This window comes from Lysinibacillus sp. G4S2 (assembly GCF_030348505.1).
Lineage (GTDB): Bacteria > Bacillota > Bacilli > Bacillales_A > Planococcaceae > Lysinibacillus.
On sequence record NZ_JAUCFJ010000002.1, the window covers coordinates 395473 to 416094 of the forward strand.

Annotated in this window: 18 protein-coding genes; 12 read left to right on the plus strand and 6 right to left on the minus strand. The window is 37.0% G+C overall.

What is annotated here, in order from left to right; all coding sequences use genetic code 11:
* The first annotated feature begins 53 nt into the window (after positions 1–53).
* From QUF91_RS02305 to nhaC, 6 genes are all read left to right on the plus strand, one after another.
* A complete protein-coding gene (locus QUF91_RS02305; RefSeq protein WP_289416709.1) occupies positions 54–569 on the plus strand; it encodes a DUF1850 domain-containing protein in 516 nt (171 codons plus the stop codon).
* A complete protein-coding gene (locus QUF91_RS02310) occupies positions 566–2605 on the plus strand; it encodes a TRAP transporter permease (RefSeq protein ID WP_289416710.1) in 2040 nt (679 codons plus the stop codon). Before QUF91_RS02305 ends, QUF91_RS02310 begins: the two co-directional genes overlap by 4 nt.
* A 363-nt stretch (positions 2606–2968) precedes the next feature.
* Positions 2969–5656 (plus strand): InlB B-repeat-containing protein, encoded by a 2688-nt coding sequence (locus QUF91_RS02315; protein WP_289416711.1) that lies wholly within the window; start codon positions 2969–2971, stop codon positions 5654–5656.
* 183 nt (positions 5657–5839) lie between these two features.
* Positions 5840–5983 carry a hypothetical protein gene (locus QUF91_RS02320; protein ID WP_285397348.1) on the plus strand — a complete coding sequence of 48 codons (144 nt, stop codon included), beginning with the start codon at positions 5840–5842 and terminating at the stop codon, positions 5981–5983.
* Between the two features lie 296 nt (positions 5984–6279).
* Positions 6280–7395 (plus strand): amidohydrolase, encoded by a 1116-nt coding sequence (locus QUF91_RS02325; protein WP_289416712.1) that lies wholly within the window; start codon positions 6280–6282, stop codon positions 7393–7395.
* Positions 7396–7676: 281 nt separating this feature from the next.
* Entirely contained in the window at positions 7677–9122 is a 1446-nt protein-coding gene (gene nhaC / locus QUF91_RS02330; RefSeq protein WP_285397350.1) for a Na+/H+ antiporter NhaC, read from the plus strand.
* An 88-nt stretch (positions 9123–9210) separates the two neighbouring features.
* Here nhaC and QUF91_RS02335 read toward each other — a convergent pair whose 3' ends face one another.
* On the minus strand, positions 9211–10452 hold the full coding sequence (locus QUF91_RS02335) for a hypothetical protein (protein ID WP_289416713.1): 1242 nt from the start codon (positions 10450–10452) through the stop codon (positions 9211–9213).
* An 83-nt stretch (positions 10453–10535) separates the two neighbouring features.
* On the opposite strand from QUF91_RS02335, the gene QUF91_RS02340 reads away from it, so the two are divergent.
* Positions 10536–11648 carry a mandelate racemase/muconate lactonizing enzyme family protein gene (locus QUF91_RS02340; RefSeq protein ID WP_289416714.1) on the plus strand — a complete coding sequence of 371 codons (1113 nt, stop codon included), beginning with the start codon at positions 10536–10538 and terminating at the stop codon, positions 11646–11648.
* A 12-nt stretch (positions 11649–11660) separates the two neighbouring features.
* Positions 11661–12341: a GNAT family N-acetyltransferase gene (locus QUF91_RS02345; RefSeq protein WP_289416715.1), complete on the plus strand. Its 681-nt coding sequence runs from the start codon at positions 11661–11663 to the stop codon at positions 12339–12341.
* A gap of 395 nt (positions 12342–12736) precedes the next feature.
* Here QUF91_RS02345 and QUF91_RS02350 read toward each other — a convergent pair whose 3' ends face one another.
* Entirely contained in the window at positions 12737–13069 is a 333-nt protein-coding gene (locus tag QUF91_RS02350) for a hypothetical protein (protein WP_289416716.1), read from the minus strand.
* A 208-nt stretch (positions 13070–13277) separates the two neighbouring features.
* On the opposite strand from QUF91_RS02350, the gene QUF91_RS02355 reads away from it, so the two are divergent.
* Genes QUF91_RS02355 through QUF91_RS02365 form a run of 3 tightly spaced genes read left to right on the plus strand, consistent with a single transcriptional unit; the run spans position 13278 to position 14977 of the window.
* Positions 13278–13637: a helix-turn-helix domain-containing protein gene (locus QUF91_RS02355; RefSeq protein ID WP_289416717.1), complete on the plus strand. Its 360-nt coding sequence runs from the start codon at positions 13278–13280 to the stop codon at positions 13635–13637.
* Positions 13612–14355 carry an ImmA/IrrE family metallo-endopeptidase gene (locus QUF91_RS02360; RefSeq protein ID WP_481817449.1) on the plus strand — a complete coding sequence of 248 codons (744 nt, stop codon included), beginning with the start codon at positions 13612–13614 and terminating at the stop codon, positions 14353–14355. Before QUF91_RS02355 ends, QUF91_RS02360 begins: the two co-directional genes overlap by 26 nt.
* Positions 14342–14977 carry a hypothetical protein gene (locus QUF91_RS02365; protein WP_289416718.1) on the plus strand — a complete coding sequence of 212 codons (636 nt, stop codon included), beginning with the start codon at positions 14342–14344 and terminating at the stop codon, positions 14975–14977. Before QUF91_RS02360 ends, QUF91_RS02365 begins: the two co-directional genes overlap by 14 nt.
* Positions 14978–15473: 496 nt before the next feature.
* Here QUF91_RS02365 and QUF91_RS02370 read toward each other — a convergent pair whose 3' ends face one another.
* The gene (locus tag QUF91_RS02370) at positions 15474–16181 is read right to left on the minus strand and encodes a Fe-S oxidoreductase (protein ID WP_350224353.1); all 708 of its coding nucleotides are present in this window, start codon (positions 16179–16181) and stop codon (positions 15474–15476) included.
* A gap of 664 nt (positions 16182–16845) precedes the next feature.
* Here QUF91_RS02370 and QUF91_RS02375 point away from each other — a divergent pair.
* On the plus strand, positions 16846–17334 hold the full coding sequence (locus QUF91_RS02375; RefSeq protein WP_289416719.1) for a GNAT family N-acetyltransferase: 489 nt from the start codon (positions 16846–16848) through the stop codon (positions 17332–17334).
* A gap of 174 nt (positions 17335–17508) precedes the next feature.
* On the opposite strand, the gene QUF91_RS02380 is transcribed toward QUF91_RS02375, so the two are convergent.
* From QUF91_RS02380 to QUF91_RS02390, 3 genes are all read right to left on the minus strand, one after another.
* Positions 17509–18459 (minus strand): DMT family transporter, encoded by a 951-nt coding sequence (locus QUF91_RS02380; protein WP_289416720.1) that lies wholly within the window; start codon positions 18457–18459, stop codon positions 17509–17511.
* A gap of 94 nt (positions 18460–18553) precedes the next feature.
* Positions 18554–19783: a peptidase T gene (gene pepT, locus QUF91_RS02385; RefSeq protein ID WP_289416721.1), complete on the minus strand. Its 1230-nt coding sequence runs from the start codon at positions 19781–19783 to the stop codon at positions 18554–18556.
* 74 nt (positions 19784–19857) lie between these two features.
* Positions 19858–20508, minus strand: coding sequence for a lysoplasmalogenase (locus tag QUF91_RS02390; RefSeq protein WP_285397363.1), 651 nt, complete (start codon positions 20506–20508; stop codon positions 19858–19860).
* Positions 20509–20622 lie beyond the last annotated feature (114 nt).

Below are 20622 nucleotides of genomic sequence, written 5' to 3' on the forward strand. Positions count from 1 at the left end.
CCTTTAAGTTGCGCGTGAAAGTAAATAGCTTTTTAAGTGGGGGAACAGATGTAGTGCGAAAGAGAACATTAATAATTGTTTTAGTTTTTTTATGTATTTGCTTTAGTATAGTCATTTTTCTTCCTCTTCAAAAGGTATTTGCATTTACGGAAACACGTATAAATGATCCGCTAGTGCATTATATACCACTAACATCTGAGGATACATTCGAAATTAGATACACGCACTCTATCCATAAGACGGATGTACTCGAACATTATAAATATGTAGATGGAACAAGTATTCAAATGTTAGGGATGGAGTATGAAAGTTTAGCAATCGGCATGCCAAGCTATGCAGAGAAAAATCAAACATTAACAGAACGAAATGGTAAATATTTTTTGCAGTTTGACAATGAAGTTATTGAAAATTTTACGATTTATATAGCCGATTTGGATTTAGATCTTGTATTAGAATACGAGGATTATGAATACGATTTAAAAAAAGATTTACAAAGGGGAAAATCCTATTTATTTGAGGTGAAGCGTTTATCGCTTTATGAACAATGGAAAGGAGTAAGGATGAAATGACAACTCAGCATAAATCAAACGACGAAGTAAAAAAAGAAGAATTTGAACAAATATCAGCTGAAGAGCAACAAGTAATACTTGAGAAATATGATATTGAATCCAATGTCCGAGCGATTTCGGGCATTATGAAACATGTCATTTTCTTTGGACTACTAGCATTTTCATTGTTCCAACTTTATACAGCCATTTTTGGTCAGTTTCCAGCGCAGATCCAGCGTACAATCCATTTAGGTTTTGGTTTGACCCTTATTTTCTTGCTATTCCCAGCTCGAAAAAAAGCGGCAAAGCATAAAATCGCATGGTTCGATTATATTTTAGCGGTATTATCTATTGTAGTAGGTTCGTATTGGACAGTAAATTATACAGAGCTAATTAACAGTAATGGTACCATTACACAAATGGATTTTATCGTTGGTTTAATAGCTATTGTATTGGTGCTGGAGGCAGCTCGTCGTGCAGTAGGTTTACCAATTACAATCATTGCTGTGTGTTTCTTAATATACGCATATTTCGGACCGTATTTCCCGGCATTTATGGCACACAGAGGGCAAGACTTCGAGAGTATTGTTAATCTCATGTATTTTACGACGGATGGTATCTTTGGAACGCCAATTAGTGTTTCGGCCACGTTTATTTTTGTGTTTTTACTTTTTGGGGCATTTCTTGTCAAAACAGGTGTTGGTCAATACTTTAATGATCTAGCTGTAGCTCTTGCGGGTAAATTAATTGGTGGTCCAGCGAAAGTAGCGGTATTTTCTAGTGCGCTTCAAGGTATGATTTCAGGAAGCTCCGTAGCAAATGTAGTAACATCTGGATCGTATACGATTCCGATGATGAAAAAGCTTGGGTACCGTAAAGAGTTCGCAGGTGCAGTTGAGGCGGCTGCTTCTACAGGTGGACAGTTAATGCCGCCGATTATGGGGGCCGCAGCGTTTTTAATGGTTGAGTTTATCGGGCGTGGAATAACGTATTGGGATATTGCGAAGGCGGCTGCGATACCTGCACTGCTCTATTTCACAGGTATTTGGATTATGACGCACTTCGAAGCAAAACGTGTAGGCTTAAGAGGCTTACGTGATGATCAAATGCCAAATCGTCGAGAAGTATTTAAGAAAATTTACCTTCTATTGCCGATTATCGCAATCATCGTTTTAATGTTAACAGGTACACCAGTAATGCATGCTGCACTATACGGTATTCTTATTTCTATTGGTGTTTCGATGTTTGATAAAGAAACGCGTTTAAAGCCAATGGATATTATTGATGGTTTAGTTGAAGGTGCACGCACAGCACTTGGTGTAGTAGCGGCAACGGCTTGTGCAGGTATTATCGTAGGGGTAGTTGTAAAAACAGGTTTAGGCCTAAGTTTAGCTAATAGCTTAGTAGAATTAGCGGGCGGTAGTATTATTTTAACGCTGATTTTTGTTATGATTGCCTCTTTAATTCTTGGGATGGGCGCTCCGACAACAGCGAACTACGTAATTACGTCAACAATTGCTGCTCCAGCAATTGTGGCATTATTATCGCCGAATACACCACAGGAATTAGTACCAGTTGTTGTCTTATTATCGGCACACTTCTTTGTGTTCTATTTCGGAATTATTGCTGATATAACACCGCCAGTGGCACTTGCTGCTTTTGCGGCTTCTGGAATATCTGGTGGAGACCCGATTAAAACGGGTGTAAACTCAGCGAAACTTGCTATTGCAGCGTTTATTATTCCATACATGATCGTATTTTCACCTGCATTGCTAATGATTGATACAACAATACCTGAAATTTTATGGGTAGTATTCACGGCCGTTACAGGAATGGTAGCTATAGGTGCAGGAGTAATAGGTTACTGGTACCGTAAAATGCTATGGATAGAACGTATTATTGCAATTGCTGCTGGCTTATTGCTTATTTACCCAGAAAAATTCTCGGATTGGGCAGGGTTAGCAATCTTTATTGTTATGTTTGTTATTCAATATGTAACACAGCATAAAGGTGACAGTGATGACAATCAAAATGGTAAAACGAGTGTTACGGCTTAAGCGAGAGGTAAAAAGGGCTTAGGTCCGTTATCATATTAAATAATAAGAATTTGCTCATTTTCTGAGTTAGTAAGTGCATGCTTTGTAGTGTCTACAAGGAATTTGCTTAACTTACAAGCTAAGGGAATCGAGTAGATTCTTTTTCTTTTGTAGCTGAAAAATGAAAGAGAATAAGAAGCACCTACATAACTTAGAGGTGAAAAAAATTCAATTAAACTGATTATCAAAATATGTTCAAAAACCGGAAAAAGTTGATTTGTATGTTTTTGTGAGAATTGTTAGTGTTGATAACTGTAATAAAAGTAATCCAATTAAAGGTAGCTAACCTTTATTATTTTCAATGCTTTGAAAGGAGATTTCTAAATGAAAAAAGCAAGTTTACTATTAATTGTTATACTTTTAGTCTTTTCTCAATTGTCATTGGGTAATCTATCTGTTTATGCGAGAAGTAATAGTGAAAGTAATAGCGATTCCATCACGAGTGATGATCTTATGACTCTGAATAATAGTGATGATGGCATAGTGCAACCGAATGATAATGATAATATTTCACTAAATAGCAACATAGAAGATAATGAACCCTCGATTACTATGGAGAATGAAAACACTTTATTAAACGATGATGAGATGGAAAGCACATCACTTAATAATAGTGTCAATGACTTTGTTACTAAAGATTTAGACAATGGTGTTGCCATTATAGGATGGACCGGAGATCAAAAGGACATAGAGATTCCTGATGAGATCAACGGTAAACGAGTTATAGAAATAGGGGACAAGGCATTTTACGCATTTGGAAACAATGAAAAAAAGCTCACAAGTGTAAACGTTCCATCAAGCGTGACAACAATAGGAGAATATGCATTTGCTTATAATCACTTAAAAAGTATAGAAATACCTTCAAGCGTGACAACAATAGGGAAATATGCATTTGCTCATAATCAATTAAAAAGTCTAAAAATACCTTCAAGTGTGACAAGGATAGATGAGTATGCATTTTATTGGAATCAATTAACAAGTGTAGAAATACCCTCAAGCATAACAACAATAGCAGGCGGTGTATTTAGTAATAATAAATTAACAAGTGTAGAAATACCCTCAAGCGTGACAATAATAAGAGACGCTGCGTTTAGTAATAATCAAATAAAAAGTGTAGAAATACCTTCGAGAATGACATATATAGGACAATTTGCATTTGCTTATAATGAATTAGATTTTGTAATTTTCCATGGAGCAGATGAACTCGAATGGCTTTTCCCAAATTCTTTTTACCTTCAACTTAAGGATAATGATTACGAAAAACCTTTTTTAGGGTGGTTTGAAGATGAAGATTATACAATAAGTTGGGATTGTGAAGGTTTTACAAAAAATGGGGGTTGCTCTATACCTAAACCAATGACTATTTACGCTAAGTGGAATATGATTGTCAAGTTCGATGCCAATGGAGGAAGCGAAGTTCCTTCTCAATCAGTAGAATCTGGCAAATTAGTAAAAACTCCAACCAATCCAGTGAAAGAAGGGTACACATTTGCAGGGTGGTATAAAGACAAAGAGCTGACAGAAGCATGGGATTTCAATCAAGATGTAGTGAAAGAAGATATCACGCTCTATGCTAAATGGAAGAAAGAAAGCTATACAGTCACGTTTGATTCCAATGGAGGAAGTAAAGTTCTATCCCAATCAGTAGGATCTGGTGAGTTAGTAAAGGCTCCTTCCACTCCGGTAAAAGAAGGGTACACATTTACAGGTTGGTATAAAGACAAAGGACTGACAGATACATGGGATTTCAATCAAGATGTAGTGGGAAAAGATATCACGCTATATGCCAAGTGGTCGAAAGAAAGCTACATCGTTACGTTTGATGCTAATGGAGGAAGTGAAGTTTCATCGCAAACTGTTGGCTATAATGAACTAGTGAAAGCACCGGTTGTTCCAACGAAGGCAGGCTATACATTTAACGGCTGGCACAAAGATAAAGAATTAACAGTAGCATGGGATTTTGCGAAAGGCGTAGTGACCCAAAACGTGACATTGTATGCGAAATGGACAAAGGATAATACGTCGGGCGGTGGCTCAGGTGGTTCAGGAGGATCTTATCTAAATATCGTCACTTTTGACTCCAATGGTGGCAGTAAAGTGCCGTCACAAACGGTTGGCTTCAACGACCTAGTGAAAGCACCATCCACTCCAGTGAAAGAAGGCTATCAATTTGTTGGCTGGTATAAGGATGCAGCGCTTAACAATGCATGGGACTTTGCGAAAGATAAAGTAACAGCAGACATAACGTTGTATTCGAAGTGGACAAAGGACTATATTGTTACTTTTGATTCAAATGGGGGTAGTAAAATCCCTTCACAAACAGTGGCATATAAAGCTTTAGTGAAAGCCCCTTCTAATCCAAAGAAGGAAGGTTACTTGTTTATCGGCTGGTATAAAAATAAAGAATTCACAAAAGCATGGGATTTTGCAAAAGATGTCGTTGCAGAAGACCTAACATTATATGCTCGATGGATGAAGGAGAGTAATGGCTGTGACATTACTTTCAAGGATATTGATCATAACTGGGCACAAGATATGATTAAAGAAGTTGCCAAGCGATGCATTATTATAGGTTATCCAGATGGCACTTTCCGACCAAATGATATGACGCAACGTCAACACGTAGTACTTATGATTGACCGTGCATTACAACCAATACCAATTCGAGAGTCTGTCTCCTTTTCGGATGTCCCTAAAAGCCATCCCTATTATGAACAAATCACACGACTACAACGAGCAGGAATTGTGGATGGTTCAAACGAGACATTTCGTCCAAACGCTTATATCACACGTGCCCAAATGGCAAAAATGATGGTGCTTGCATTTGGCTTAACGCCAACAGGAAATAGTACGTTTAAGGATGTCGATCCATCGCATTGGGCGAGTGGATATATTGCCGCTCTAGCAGACCATAACATTGCGTTAGGTGATGAAGATGGTAATTTCCGACCGAATGAAAATTTGACGCGTGCACAATTTACGACGTTTATGTACCGAGCGCTTAATTTATAAGTCTTACCGTAAAGGGGGATGTATCGTAATTTGATACATCTCTTTTTCTCATGAAATTTTAATCTAAAATATAGATTGGTTTTATACTTTTTATGCATAATGAGCATCGTTTATTGCTTTTTTAACAAAGGTCATTGTATAATTCTTTTATCAGAAAATTCAATTAAATAAAGGGGTGATTAAATGGAAAAGTTGTTAAACTCAAAGTTTGAAACGTATTTAATGGATCAGGAACTGGAGCTTAGTATGGAAGAGGGAAAATGTGAGGAGCAAATAACAATGGTTCATTATGAAGAATATCCTGAAGGTTTTTTTACAAGTTTATAACATTTATTTGATGGGCTGTGCTAAAGGTAGAAAATACTTTTGACACAGTCCTTTGTTTATTTACATAAAAGTTGGGAGTAGTATTTGTATCCGTTGGCCCAGCGACTCAAGATGAATGCTTTGAAGATTTATCGGAACAAAATCTCGTTTTATCGGAATATTTTCTCGTTTTATCGGAACAATTTTAGCTTTTATCGGAATAAAAATCAACCCACACGCTATGGTCATTGCCCTCTTTTTTTTATGAAATAGTTTCCTGTATAATGGGAAACAAAAATGAGTATAGAGGTGTAGTTATGTCTAATGCGGTAACGTTAGAGGGAACAATTTATCAATGGTTTGAACATTTTCATAAATACCCAGAGGTTAGCTGGAAGGAGTTTGAAACTACTAAAAAGATTGCATCGATATTAGACGAGTTAAACGTATCTTATCGTTTATTAGGTGATGTTCCGGGATTAATTGCTGAAATTGGTACAGGTGATGAAATTGTTGCTGTACGTGCAGATATAGATGCTTTATGGCAGGAAGTAGATGGGAAATGGCAAGCTAATCATTCATGCGGGCATGATGCCAATATTACGATGGTACTAGGGGCTTTATTACAGTTGAAGGATCGACCGCTGCAACATCGTGTTCGTTTTATTTTCCAACCTGCAGAAGAACTTGGAAATGGTGCTTGTGCAGCCTTTGAGCGTGGAGCTGTTGATGGCGTATCGCATTTATTTGGTGTTCATTTAAGACCGATTGAAGAGCTACCACTTGGCAAGGTATCGCCTGCTATTCATCATGGTGCAGCCTATTTTTTAGAAGGAACGATTAGAGGTACTGATGCCCATGGTGCTAGGCCTCATCAGGGGAAAAATGCAATTGATGTTATTATGGCGGTGCAACAAATGCTGCACAGTATTCATTTATCACCATTTGAACCGCATTCGGCAAAGTTAACGAAAATTGTTGCAGATGGTGGTAGTACAAATATTATTCCGGGTACTGCGAGCTTTTCGATGGATATTCGTGCGCAACACAATGATCAATTAGAACTACTCCGTAGCCGTATTGGATGTGGTTTAAAATCGATTCAACAGCAGTTTGAGATTGAGATGGATTGGAAATGGATTGATTTTACACCTGGTGCTGTGGTTTCTTCAGCTGCCGCACGGATGGCTAAAAACGCAATAATTGAAACACTTGGTGAAGAGCATCTAGCTGAAGAAATTACAACACCTGGAAGTGATGACTTCCATTTCTACACAGTTAAAAAACCTGAATTAAAAGCGACGATGGTTGGTATTGGAGCCAATTTAACACCGGGATTACACCATCCAAAAATGACTTTTGAGCGAAGTGCATTAATTGATGCTGCGAAAGTACTTGCTTGTGTGCTAGAAAAAAAACCTGAATATGAATAATGATAGCGAGAGGGAACTATATCAAAAGTTTAAAATTCTTTTGGTATAGTTCCTTTTTATTTTCCTTTTTTGTCGAAATGTATGAATATACGCGGCTTTGCATTGTTTGTAATAGCTATTTGAAAGCGTTTTTTTACGCTAAAACAGTCGAAATTGCTCGAGAAGCATAAATTTTTTGCGTTGACTTTTAATTTTTTGAATATTATGCTAAAAAACGTAAAAAAATATTTGCGTCTTTGATAATTGAGATTGGCAATTGGTGCAAAAAAGGGGATGGGATTATGAAAAAGGAAATTAATGCAGGTTGGGCACTTCTAACTTTTTTAATAATGATTGTAGCTATGCTTATAACAGTAGTTGTGTTAGAGCAAAGTCCTCACGTACCACTTATTATCGGAACAACTGTAGCGGCAATTGTTGCCAAATTGCATGGATTTAAGTGGTTAGAAATTGAAGAGATGATGTATAAGGGTATACGTCTAGCTTTACCTGCAATTGTCATTATTATTTTAGTAGGTTTGACAATTGGTGCATGGATTGGCGGCGGGGTTGTAGCTACAATGATTTTTTATGGTTTAAAATTAATCTCCCCAGCATGGTTTTTAGTAACAATCATGCTGTTATGTGCAATTGTTTCATTGGCGATTGGTAGCTCATGGTCGACGATGGCAACAATCGGTGTTGCTGGTATGGGTATTGGTTTAAGTATGGGAATCCCTGCACCAATGATTGCTGGAGCAGTTATTTCGGGTTCATATTTTGGAGATAAGATGTCGCCGTTATCGGATACTACTAATCTCGCGGCGGGTTTAACAGGTACCGACTTATTTGAGCATATTAAGCATATGCTTTATACGACAATTCCAGCTTTAGTCATTGCAATCGTTGCATTTGGAATTATGGGAAGAAGCTTTGCGGATATCTCAATGAAATCAGAAAGCATTTTAACAACACTTCAAGTAATGGAGGAAAGCTTTGTTATTTCTCCGTGGTTATTGCTTGTACCAGTTGGTGTAATTGTCTTGGTAGCGAAAAAAGTACCTGCAATTCCAGCTTTAATTATTGGAATTATCTCAGGATTCTTACTACAAATCTTCGTGCAAGGTGGCACGCCTGCAATGGCTGTACATGCTTTACAAGAAGGATTTGTTATTTCAACTGGCAATGAAATGGTGGACGAGTTATTTAACCGTGGTGGCTTAGATTCGATGATGAATACGGTTTCAATGACGATTGTAGCTATGACATTCGGTGGGGTGTTAGAATATTCCGGCATGTTAAAAGCACTTATGAATGTTATTGTGAAATTTGCTAAATCTACAGGAAGCCTAGTTGCTTCAACGATTGCTGCATGTATTACAACGAATGCTACATGTTCTGAGCAGTATATTTCAATTGTTGTTCCATCACGTATGTTTGCAAATGTTTATCAAGAGCGTGGCTTGCATTCGAAAAACTTATCTCGTGCGTTAGAGGATGGGGGAACTCTAACTTCTGTATTCTTCCCGTGGAATACTTGTGGGGTGTTTATTTTAGCAACATTAGGTGTAAGCGCTATAGAATATGCGCCATATGCAATTATTAACTTCTTGGTACCGATCATTTCAATTTTTTATGCTTATATCGGATTTGCGATTGTTAAGCTGACACCTGAAGAAATGGAAGAAGCTGAGAAACGCAAAAAAGAGCAAGAAGTAGACGAAGCTAATATGGTCATGGCTGACTAATGTAGAAACTAAAATGTCACTCTTATCTGATAGTTAACGGTAAGTCTCGCGGATGCAAAAGCATCTGCGAGATTTCAATTTATATATTTTAGTAGGTTGCAAAGTTTAATTCGTATATTGTGCGTGGGCGACCTTGTTGGTGGGTCATTTCTTCACCAACTATTTTAGCATAGCTGTGATCCACTAGTTTTTTGATAATGCGCTCTGTTGTGCGGCGTGTAACTTGTAAGTACTCTGAAAGATTATGTGACGTGAATTGAGCGGATTGGCGCTCTCGGCTAAACTGAATGATCTTGGAAATGTTTAAGGGGCTTAAGCTTGTTTGCTTTGCCATTTGTAACACGTAAGGATCATCCGTTTTTAAAGCTAGCCTTACTTCCGAATTTGGGTATGGACCTAGCAAGTTTTTATGTTCATCTAATAGATAAACTTCACAAGGTTTAGCAAATGTTAATGCGTTCTTGGCATTTTGGTTAGCCTCAAAAATAGAGTGACCATAACCAAATGCTAACTTAAAGGGCTTATCAGTTTGCTGTAATAAGTTCTGTAAATTCTCTTTTTCGAGTGCCCTTTGCAAATGCCCAGCTGTCGTATAAAGCTCAAAAGAGTAAGGTGTAATTTGTTTATAAGTTGAATGGGTAGCTGCAGTGATTTGCGTTAACATGTTAGCGTCTATAGGTTTATTTTCAGGAGCCTCTAATAGTCCAACAACAGCTTTAACAGATTCAGATTTTGTAAGAAGTGATTGGGATTTCGTTTCCTCTAAACATTGAATAATAGAGTTAGTTGCATCTAGCATGCGCATTGCAGGTATTTGAAGAGCTTGTAATTCATCAAACACACTATGAATACTTGTTATGATAAAGTCAATACTGTTAGCCTCCCATAAAGCTATATGATGTTGCAATATAGATTGAGTAGGTTTAGTGATAGCGATAGGCTGGATAAACGGTTTTGGACCAAAATACTCTATTTCTGTTAAAACATTTTCTACAATAGCTGGGTTCATAACATCAATGGAAATTCTATTTAAAGGCACTGCATGATTTGCTATAAGGGATAAAAAAGTTGTAGAAATTGCCGTCTCATCTTGTTTTATATAATTCCAAGGTATTGGCATTGCTGACAGTGCAGATTGGGCATGTAAATAGGGTAACGTTCCTCCAAACAAAAGTGCATCACATGGCTTAATTTGTTTTAACAAAACGGGTGCCTCTGTAGGTTGAGTGTAAAGATAAAATTCTAATTGAATATTCTTAATGTTTTGTGCGATACTATTTATACGCTCCATAAATGCTTTAGAGCAGATAACTGCTATTTTAGTAGACATAGGCAATGTTCCTTTTCTTCCATATTTTTTCGATAATTAGCGACGTATTAACGACAACTATATTATACAGGAGACTGATAAAAATGAAAATCCAACAAGTAGAAATTTTTGCAATCCATTTACCACTTATTGATCCATTTATCATCAGTTATGCTACATATGATACGATGCCTTCTATTATTTTGAAGGTTACGACAGACACAGGTATTGTAGGCTACGGTGAAGCTGTACCAGATGAGCACGTAACAGGGGAGACATGGGAGAGTACATACGCTGTATTAAAGAATCAGCTTGCTCCTGCAATCATTGGAGAAAATCCAATGGCCTTTGAAAAACTTCACGATAAAATGAACAAAGTTGTGAAGGATGTCCCAGCAGCGAAAGCAGCGCTTGATATTGCTTGCTTCGATATTGCAGGTAAGGCGTTACAGGTTCCGGTATACCAACTACTAGGTGGACGCTATCATGAAAAGTTCCCTATTACACATGTACTAAGCATCGGAGAACCAGATGCTATGGCTGATGAGGCGGCTAGCAGAGCAGAGATGGGCTATCAATCATTTAAAATGAAGGTAGGAACAGAGGTAGCACGTGATGTTGCTCGTATTAAAGCAGTGCGTGAGCGTGTCGGTGAAGACATCGCCATTCGAGTGGATGTCAACCAAGGGTGGGGCAATGCGTCAACTACATTACAAGGTTTACGTGCATTAAAGGATCTAAATATCGATTGGTTAGAACAGCCGGTAGATAGTGAAGATATAGATGGAATGGTAGAAGTGAAGTCAAAATCGGATGTACCATTAATGATTGATGAAGGACTTCGCGGTGTACGCGAAATGCGTGAAATTATTGCCAAGCGTGCTGCAGATAAGGTGAATATTAAATTAATGAAATGCGGTGGCATTTATCCTGCTATGAAACTAGCAGTTATGGCTGAAATGGCTGGCATTGAATGTCAGATCGGTTCAATGGTAGAATCATCAGTTGGCTCAGCAGCTGGCTTCCATGTAGCATTCTCTAAAAAAATAATGACAAGTGTAGAATTAACAGGTCCATTAAAATTCTCTAAGGATGTCGGAAACTTACACTATGATGTCCCATTCATCTGCTTAAATGAAAAACCAGGATTAGGTGTGGACGTAGATGAAGAGATTCTTAAAGAATTATGTAAATTCTCAACAGTTGTAACAGCGTAAGGAGACGGTGAAATGGAAAAAATTTATGAAGGCAAGCTTGGTGAAACGCCGTTTTTTGTGACAACTTTAAATTTTCAACATTTAGAGGAAATTGAGAAATTACAGCTTGAGGTGTATGAATCTTTAGAAGACCGAAGTATCTTACAGCCATTAAGCACTGAAGAATTTAACTATATTTTAAAAGGCAATGGCATGATGATAGGTGCTTACGTCGGTGAGGAGTTAATTGCCTTCCGTGCACTATTAAATCCTCCTGTCGATGATGAGCACCTTGGCTTTGATTGTGGAATTGCCGAGGATGAATTTAATCGCGTATTATATCAAGAAATATCGAATGTCTCACCAATATATCGTGGCTATGGTCTACAAAAAACATTAGCCAAAGTGGTCATGAGTCATATCGATTTAGACAAATATGATTATGTATGCTCAACCGTAAAGCCATATAATATCCCAAGCTTAAAAGATAAATTTTCTCAAGGATTAGTGGTAAAGGGATTAAAAGTTAAGTATGTAGATAAGCTACGTTACATTTTCTATAAAGACTTGCGACAAGAGCTATCAACCTGTACAGAAAAGAAGACAATATCGATGGGGGATACAGTTGGTCAGCAACAGCTTTTAAAGCAGGGCTATGTAGGTACTTCTATGTATGAGGATCAAAATGATTGGTTCGTCGTTTATGAAAAATAAATAACAGTAAAAAGCCTTACCTTTTACTTATTGTGAGAGGGAAGGCTTTTTTGTAAGGGTAGAATATTAGAAATTCGACTTGATGTTTATTCTTTTTTTAATTTGTAATTGATTAATTCGAATTATATTTTCATCTTTATCTATTAATCGTCTTTATGAAGTGAGTAAATATTGTCTGCCAAGTATAAAAAATCTAACCGATTGGTTGTATCGTAGGCCATTACACAATTTAAACAAAATAAATTGATGGAATTAAAAGCGTCCAAAATGGGAATGATATGAGACTAGTTGATTGCTTATGAGATTCAGGTAAAAAACCTTTACATACAAAGTAAATTGTTGTTCGATCCAATTCGTGTAAATCTATCGTTCGCATTTTTTGATGTCCATAGTCATTAATTATCATCTTCAGCTCGAAGGGTAATAGTTGGTCTATAGAATATTTTTGTATTGGTTTTGTCGTCTACCTCTACAACAAATAGAACTGCTCCACTGGTTATGTAGAGACCTGAAAAATGTTTAACGCCAGTTCTTTTAACTTGAACAGGAACCTTCCCTAAAAAAGCATCCTTTCTTTCTGACGCATCTTTCATTACGTCTATATGACCATCAAAAGATATTCCTTTGTCTCCTGCTGGAATATCTGGCATAAGAGGATGACATATTGCTGCTGTTGTAATCGCATTAACTGCAAATGTTCCAAGTTGCATATTGGAGTATGTGGCCATTTGCTTTTCACCAACCGATTCATAATTAAAAATTGAAAGTCTAGATTTTTGGAGGGGATATTAGCAGTCCTTAATTATGATGTGGCAAGAAACTAAAGTTGTCTAAAAAGAAATAATACAGCTGATACGAAAGAATTAAAAAATAAATATTTGTAGACATCTACAAAATATTGTACAGTTTATGTAGACAGGAGTTGAGCGATTAGGAATGAACACATATGAGGTAGTTATTACCAGAGTGAAGAAATGGTTGGAATCGGAGGGTAAGTCTTACCAATGGTTAGCTGATCAAATGGGGATTAGTAAGTCACTAATAGGATTTATATTGAAAGGAGAGCGAACTCTTAAACCTGAAAGAATAGAACAAATAGCAAAAATAATGAACTTAACTACAAAAGAGCTAATGGAATCAGAAGTTATAACAAAAGATAAATTAACTGTAAATTTAAGAGGAAAGTTAACTAATCGACGTTCTCGTAGAGAGCTGGACTCTTTATTGTTTGCTATCGAAGACTATATTGGATTAAAAGAGCAGGTGGAAGATGTTGGAACGAAAAGAACAAGCTGAAGTATTAGCGGAGGCATTTGCAACAAGTTTTTTACATGATAAATATGGACATGATTTATTTATAGGTGGTCAAATTGAACATATTTTGGCAGAGTACGCAAATGTTATTTATCAATACGTTGAAGATGAAGAGTTCTTTGGTGTAGCAGTAACCCATGAAAATGAAGAACAATTTATTGCTTTAAACACATATCATCCGTTGCGGACGAGGTATTTCACAGCTTCACATGAATTGTGGCATTTAACTAAGTACAAAGATTTAGATAACGAGTTTTTTGATCATGAACGTGCTGCGGATCGATTTGCAGCTGCAATAATGCTTCCAAAAGCGTTAATAAAAGATTTGTGGAACAAACTTTCAGAACTAAATGATATCGAAAGTTGCATAATTCATCTTTCAGATTTCGCCCAGGTACCATATTTAGCTATGGTTCGCAGAGTAAAAGAATTAGGATATACAATACCTAGTTCGTTGGCAAATAGAACAGAGCATGAGTGGAGAGACAGCCGGATTGAGTTAGGGTTTCCATATTCGAATTTAGATGAACCTGTGAAAGAGACCCGTTTTAAGGCTTATGAAGATGTCGTTAAACAAAATGTTGAGCACATAGGCTTGGATACTTTAATTGCCGCAAATAAATTGGCAAAGTTTGCTCCCAAACAAGCTGAGCAGTACCAAAAAACGCTGTATCTGGGGGAAAACGATGAAGAAACGTAAAGGAAAAGTATTGATAGACTCCAACATATTAATATTTGCAACAGAATACAAGATAATTAACGTATTCCAATTGATTGATGCATTATATGATGAGGTCTATATTCATAAAATGGTGTATGATGAACTGTTGTTAAACGAGGTAAAGCAAAATGTAGACGCTAAGTTAAAAGACGGTTGGATACTATTTGATCCTGATGATGAAGTTACATTATCAGATGATATATATGAAATCTATAATCGATACTTAGTAGATGTGAAACAAGGGTTTGATGATCAAAATGAAAAGAAAAAAAGAGAAGGTCGGCCACTGAAACATACAAACGATTTAGGTGAAATGCATTGTTTAGCCGCTGCCATGTTATTAGGGGCTTCCATCATTTTTAGCAATGATTATGACATCCGAGAGATTATACAGGATTCAAAGCTATGTATAACTGTAGATGAGGCTGAGGAAAGTGTGCTCATTCAACATGATACGCTACTGGACTTTTGTTGCTATTTGGTTGTTTTTGAAATTGAGACTAAATCGAATGTCCGTGAATTTTTAAAAGCCATTCAGCCTTTAAAAGTTTCTGGTTTGGATGAACGTTTGAAGCAATTACTACCGAAAGAAACTAGTTGATATATTTGTTTTATTGAAAAAAGCTCGCTTATAATTTTTGATTTGAAGCGTTTTTTCTTTCCATACATAGAGAAACATGTATTTTCATCAAAATCGTTTAATAACCCCCGCTCCAATGTGACTGGAGGGGGGCTTTTTTGTATAAGAAGTATTGGGCCATTTTAGAAATTCGTCTTAATGTTTTTAGCACGTAATTCTTTTTTAAGAAGGTGAAAACTAAAATACTTTAATGTAGGGTTATCAGCCCTTAAATCCTCAACTATTTGTGTAAGTGTGCAATTCTTTTAATCCTTTCCTATCACATTATTTACAAATTTGATTCTTTCGAAAAAAAGGGAACGGTATTTGTACTTCATGACGTCTGCTTTATAGCGCGCTAATGTTCAGTGGATCGGAACATTCCAGCAGACGATAATGAGATTGATTGCGTTGTAAATTCTCTCCATTCCCTTTGTATCTTCATTGAAAGTTGTATTGGTTATTATATACGGTGGTATTATTTAATCGGGCAAAAGCCACATGCCATTAAACCAGGTATATCTTTAGAAAAACAACATGATTTTCGTACAGGAACGTTCACTAAATTAGTTGGACTTTGACCTCCTGTATATTGTGCCCACCACGATTTGTTAGAGAAACGAGCCCACGTTTTAGGATCCTCTAAAGCTTCAATATCCTCCATGGCTTGATCGGCTAAACCAGGATTAGAAAGCAATATGTGATAGTGCCAAAGTAAATATCCAAAGAAATTCTCCCAAATAGTGAGAGGGGAAATAGACGTTACTTTACGAAGCTGTTGAACGATAACATGCCCATCATATAAGATCTTCTCAATAACTGCCTGGCGTTCATCTTCATCGACATAACGCCAATCATTTGGGTTTACAAACATAGCGACTGTAAAGCTGTTGAATTCTTTTGCTGCATCAAAGCGAAGCTCGATTGGTTTACCATCCCACACTTCGTCATAGGCGGCAAGCATGTATAGTTGCATAGCGAAAAACATACCGTAGCGGCGTGCAAAGTGAGAAATAGCGGCCGTTTCCGTTGCTGCATCTGTAATTCCCATCATCAGGTTTAAAAAGTCAGGATGGTAAAAGTCTTTATGTATATCTGCTAAAGTAAATAATGTTCGCTTTGGTTCTGTTGTATAAATGCTATAGGAATTCAATTGTCGAACTTGATCCATCGTTAATGCTGGCATTGTCATCACCTTTTCTTTCAATCTTCTGCTTCAATTATAAATTAATCATTTTTGCTTCACAAATGGAATGCAATATAGTAAAATTAATTAAACATATCTGAAAGGTTGGTTTTAGTTATCGAAACCTCTATAGCTTAAATTATTTGCAATTACAAAAGGTGTAGTCATTAAAAACTTTAAAAAATTTTCAGATTAATGTTGACATTTTAATTGATAATGATTATCATTATCGTATAAAGATTATTCCTCTTCTACAATACAGTGTAGGGAGGATGAACTTTAGCTACTTTTCTCCAGAAGTTTGCTAGTTCATGATAGACGCTCCTAAAACCCCCCTCATTTTTTGGGAACGTGAAATCTTCAGACGACTCATCCATTGTGATTGAGTCGTTTTTTGGGGGATTGAAACTGCAATTGTTCTGATAAAACGAGAGAATGTTCCGATAAATGCCCAAAGTATTCCTATAAAAATGAAATCGTCAACGTAACGTGGGGTGATTTCTGTTTCTGCTAGGTAAGAGTGCGCTGCAGGGGTCATCTGTGACGCTGATCCCCAAGGAGTCACCCAGCCTTCACTCCAATCAATGTATATATCGTTCCAAAAATTACAATTTAATATATAATACCCCTGAATGCATATAGTTGCAGGAAGGGGGATTATTTCATGTTTTCTATTAAAAACTTCGAAGGTAATGAAAACGAGTTTGAGTTCTTTCAAGATATGTTATATGAATCAATACACATTCCTGAAAATAAACCATCAAAAGAGGCATTGCTAAATTCGCCTGACATAAAGAAATATCATGAAGGTTGGGGGAAAGTGGGAGACAAAGCTTTGATTGCCTTCAACCGAGAAAATCAAATGATTGGTGCAGTCTGGTATAGATTATTTGATGAAACTAATAAAAGTTATGGTTACATTGATTGCAATACGCCTGAAATAGGAATCGCTGTTTCGAAAGAGGTAAGAGGAAGGGGCTTGGGAACTTCACTTATGCTTAAAATAATTCAACAAGCAAAGGATGATGGATATCATACCCTTTCTCTTAGTGTAGACCTTGAAAATAGTTCTGCAATTAATATTTACAACAAATTAGGCTTTAAAGATTATGAAGTAGTAGGAACATCTAAAACAATGATTTTCAAATTATAAGAAACTGCAATTGTTCCGATAAAATGAGATTATGTTCCGATAAATCTTCAAATCTTTTCGATAAAAATGAAATCCTCATCACAACGTGGGGGAGATTATTGTTCCGATAAATGCCCAAAATAGTCCGATAAACTCCAAATTCCGCGAAAAAAGCAGCCCACTGTGTGCGGACTGCTATGAAGAGACAGCACTTTTTCTCCCTAGTATCATCGTGTAGTAACTATGTAATAGCATACCAACAATAATGACGCCTAGACCGGTAAGAGCAATTGGATCTGGGAATGCAATGCCGAGTAATAATACTTCACCAATAATGACAAAAAGTATTTCAGTGGATTGTGTTGCTTCAACTGCGGCAAGTTTGCCTTGATGATCGCGAACACGGTCAGTTGCAATGAAAAATAAAGTTGTCGCGATGACACCAGAGCTTATACCTACAAGCAACGATTGCATCACTTGGCTGCTTGAAGGAAGCCCGACCGTCGCCAGTGCATAAATGGCCATAATAATCCATGCGGGCATCGAGGCGATGGTCATGCCTAGTACGCGTTGAAATGTATCGATGCGTCCGCCGCAGATTTCCATCATTTTGCGGTTACCAAGAGGGTAGGCAAATGCTGCAACTACTACAGGTAAAATGCCAAGCATTAAACTTTTGAATGGAACGGACTGTGCCTGTGGTATTTGAATAAGAAAAATGCCGACTAAAATGACACATGAAATTAGTAATGAAATTAGCGGTATTTTTTGACGTACAGTTTTCCCAGCCACTACTGAAACAAATAGGGGGGCTAGTAATACGCCAGCGACAATTGTCAATTGCCACGTTCCAGAAACGAGCCAGCCTGGGCCGAATGCTGCTGCAAATGTTAGTGGTGCATAGAACAAAACGAACCCAATAAAGCTCCAAAGCAGCCAAGGTACTGGTTGTGCTTTCATTTCATCTGATAGTTGGGAATAGCCTTTTCGATAAAAGACGATGGCAAGTAAAAATGGAAGCATGAAGAAATAGCGCAGAGAGGCACTCCATAGCCAACTACCCCCTTGCATTTCCATTGCATGATTTAATATAAATGTAACAGCAAAAAATAGTGAGGCTAAAACGCCTAATGCAATCTCTTTCATTAAAATTCACCTCAAAACCTTTTATTTAATTTGAAAATTCAGTTATTTATCTCAAAAAAATTACGAAGAAGGGGCAGACCCTTCTTCGCAATTACTATTTTGCTTGTTCTTCAAATAGCTGTACGATTTCAATAATAACTTGTGTTGCTTTTTCCATTGTTTCCGCAGATACATATTCGAATTTACCGTGCATATTTTCGCCACCTGCAAAAATATTTGGTGTTGGTAAGCCCATGTAAGAAAGCTGTGAACCATCAGTACCGCCACGGATTGGTAATGTAATTGGAGTAATATCTAACTTTTCCATTGCTATGCGTGCAATGTCAACGATTTCTTTTACAGGCTCAATTTTTTCGCCCATATTATAGTATTGATCTTCAATTGTAATGCTTAAAGCATCTTCACCATATTGAGCTTTAATTTTTGCCGCAGCATCAAGCATTAATTGTTTTTTCGCCTCGAATTTTTGACGGTCGTGGTCACGAACGATATAGGAAAGCTCAGTATGCTCGATAGCACCTTTAAAGCCCATTAAGTGAATGAAGCCCTCATAGCCATCTGTTTTTTCTGGTACTGCATCAGTAGGCATTTCATTTTGGAAGGCGATCGCCATTGTAATCGCATTGACCATTTTATTTTTTGCAGAACCAGGGTGTACACTCGTACCTGTTGTCACGACTTTTACACCTGCTGCATTAAAGCTTTCGTATTGTAGCTCGCCAAGAGGTCCGCCATCCATCGTATAAGCATATTCGGCTCCAAATGCAGCTACATCAAATTTGTGAGGGCCGCGGCCGATTTCTTCATCAGGCGTAAAGGCTACACGTAATTTACCATGTTTAATCGAAGGATTATTTACTAAGTATTCCATGGCAGTCATAATTTCAGCGATACCAGCTTTATCGTCAGCGCCTAATAATGTCGTACCATCCGTTGTAATTAACGTTTGACCTACATAATTTTTTAGCTCAGGAAAATCTGTTGGCGACATCGCTAGATTTTCGTTTAGCTGAATATCTCCACCATCATAATTGTCAATGCGCTGTGGATTCACGTTTGTGCCAGTAAAATCTGTTGTAGTGTCGACATGCGCTAAAAAACCAATAGTAGGCACATTTTTATCTGTATTTGCTTCTAGTGTTGCAAATAAATAACCATTTTCATCTAATGTAATGTCAGTTAAGCCTATTGCAGCAAGTTCATCTTTTAGTACATGCAATAAGTCAAATTGTTTTTGTGTTGAAGGAGTTGTTTCGCTTGTGAAATCAGATTGTGTATCAATTTTTGCATAACGAATTAAACGCTCGATTACTTGTTCTTTCATAAGTATGGCCTCCTAATGTGTATGTGTAACTTCTTTAAGCCTTCGGACGCAATTATGCCGAGGCGTAATTGATATTATTGTAACACTTTACTTCGGATTTCGGAATATTGAAGGATGCTTAACGCAATAAGTATTTGGGCGCTATAATATGTCAGCATAATAAACTCGTGTGAAAATGGTAAAGGCATAACAAATTTATCAATAGCTAAATAGGAATCTGATGCGATAAATAGCATAGCTCCAATTGTTGCAAGAGTGGAACCTGTTCGAATTGCAGTCCAACCCATCGTTAATATAACCGAAATATAGGCAATTACTGCGAAACCAAGAACGACCTCTCCTGATGAAAACACTGTACCTACAATCCACACAGCCATGCTTCCTCCATAAACAAGTAATACAATCTTCGCCCAAGTGGGTACTTGTCGTTCATTCGTAGAAGAGAAGGCAAGGATATAAAAAATATGTCCGATTAAGAAACTTGTTAGCCCAACTAGAAACCACTGGAGCGTATAATCACCGACCATACAAAACACAAGTCCGATGACAATCAGTAGTTGATATTTTTTAATGCCTAAATTTTTTGGAGTAGCCGCTAAAATAATGATTAAAAGCATTGGAATGACTTTAAAGACAAGTTTCAAGCTTTCTGCAATATGGGAAAAGAAAAAAATATAATAGAGGCCAAACAAAATAATGAATGGTATTAATATTTTTTTAGACAAACTTCTCAGCTCCTTTTCTTTAAAATTCTTTATCTGTGTTACAATTTCCTTTATACAAAGTTTTAGATGCTATATAAAGAGTTTACTATACGCATCTTATGTATGAAACTTTTT

Coding starts and splice junctions, on each gene's coding strand:
- QUF91_RS02355 (WP_289416717.1), top strand. CDS start 13,278: ATGAACACATATGAGGTAGTTATTACCAGAGTGAAGAAATGGTTGGAA.
- QUF91_RS02340 (WP_289416714.1), top strand. CDS start 10,536: ATGAAAATCCAACAAGTAGAAATTTTTGCAATCCATTTACCACTTATT.
- QUF91_RS02360 (WP_481817449.1), top strand. CDS start 13,612: ATGTTGGAACGAAAAGAACAAGCTGAAGTATTAGCGGAGGCATTTGCA.
- nhaC (WP_285397350.1), top strand. CDS start 7,677: ATGAAAAAGGAAATTAATGCAGGTTGGGCACTTCTAACTTTTTTAATA.
- QUF91_RS02335 (WP_289416713.1), bottom strand. CDS start 10,452: ATGTCTACTAAAATAGCAGTTATCTGCTCTAAAGCATTTATGGAGCGT.
- QUF91_RS02365 (WP_289416718.1), top strand. CDS start 14,342: ATGAAGAAACGTAAAGGAAAAGTATTGATAGACTCCAACATATTAATA.
- QUF91_RS02350 (WP_289416716.1), bottom strand. CDS start 13,069: ATGGCCACATACTCCAATATGCAACTTGGAACATTTGCAGTTAATGCG.
- QUF91_RS02320 (WP_285397348.1), top strand. CDS start 5,840: ATGGAAAAGTTGTTAAACTCAAAGTTTGAAACGTATTTAATGGATCAG.
- QUF91_RS02370 (WP_350224353.1), bottom strand. CDS start 16,181: ATGCCAGCATTAACGATGGATCAAGTTCGACAATTGAATTCCTATAGC.
- QUF91_RS02315 (WP_289416711.1), top strand. CDS start 2,969: ATGAAAAAAGCAAGTTTACTATTAATTGTTATACTTTTAGTCTTTTCT.
- QUF91_RS02325 (WP_289416712.1), top strand. CDS start 6,280: ATGTCTAATGCGGTAACGTTAGAGGGAACAATTTATCAATGGTTTGAA.
- pepT (WP_289416721.1), bottom strand. CDS start 19,783: ATGAAAGAACAAGTAATCGAGCGTTTAATTCGTTATGCAAAAATTGAT.
- QUF91_RS02380 (WP_289416720.1), bottom strand. CDS start 18,459: ATGAAAGAGATTGCATTAGGCGTTTTAGCCTCACTATTTTTTGCTGTT.
- QUF91_RS02310 (WP_289416710.1), top strand. CDS start 566: ATGACAACTCAGCATAAATCAAACGACGAAGTAAAAAAAGAAGAATTT.
- QUF91_RS02375 (WP_289416719.1), top strand. CDS start 16,846: ATGTTTTCTATTAAAAACTTCGAAGGTAATGAAAACGAGTTTGAGTTC.
- QUF91_RS02345 (WP_289416715.1), top strand. CDS start 11,661: ATGGAAAAAATTTATGAAGGCAAGCTTGGTGAAACGCCGTTTTTTGTG.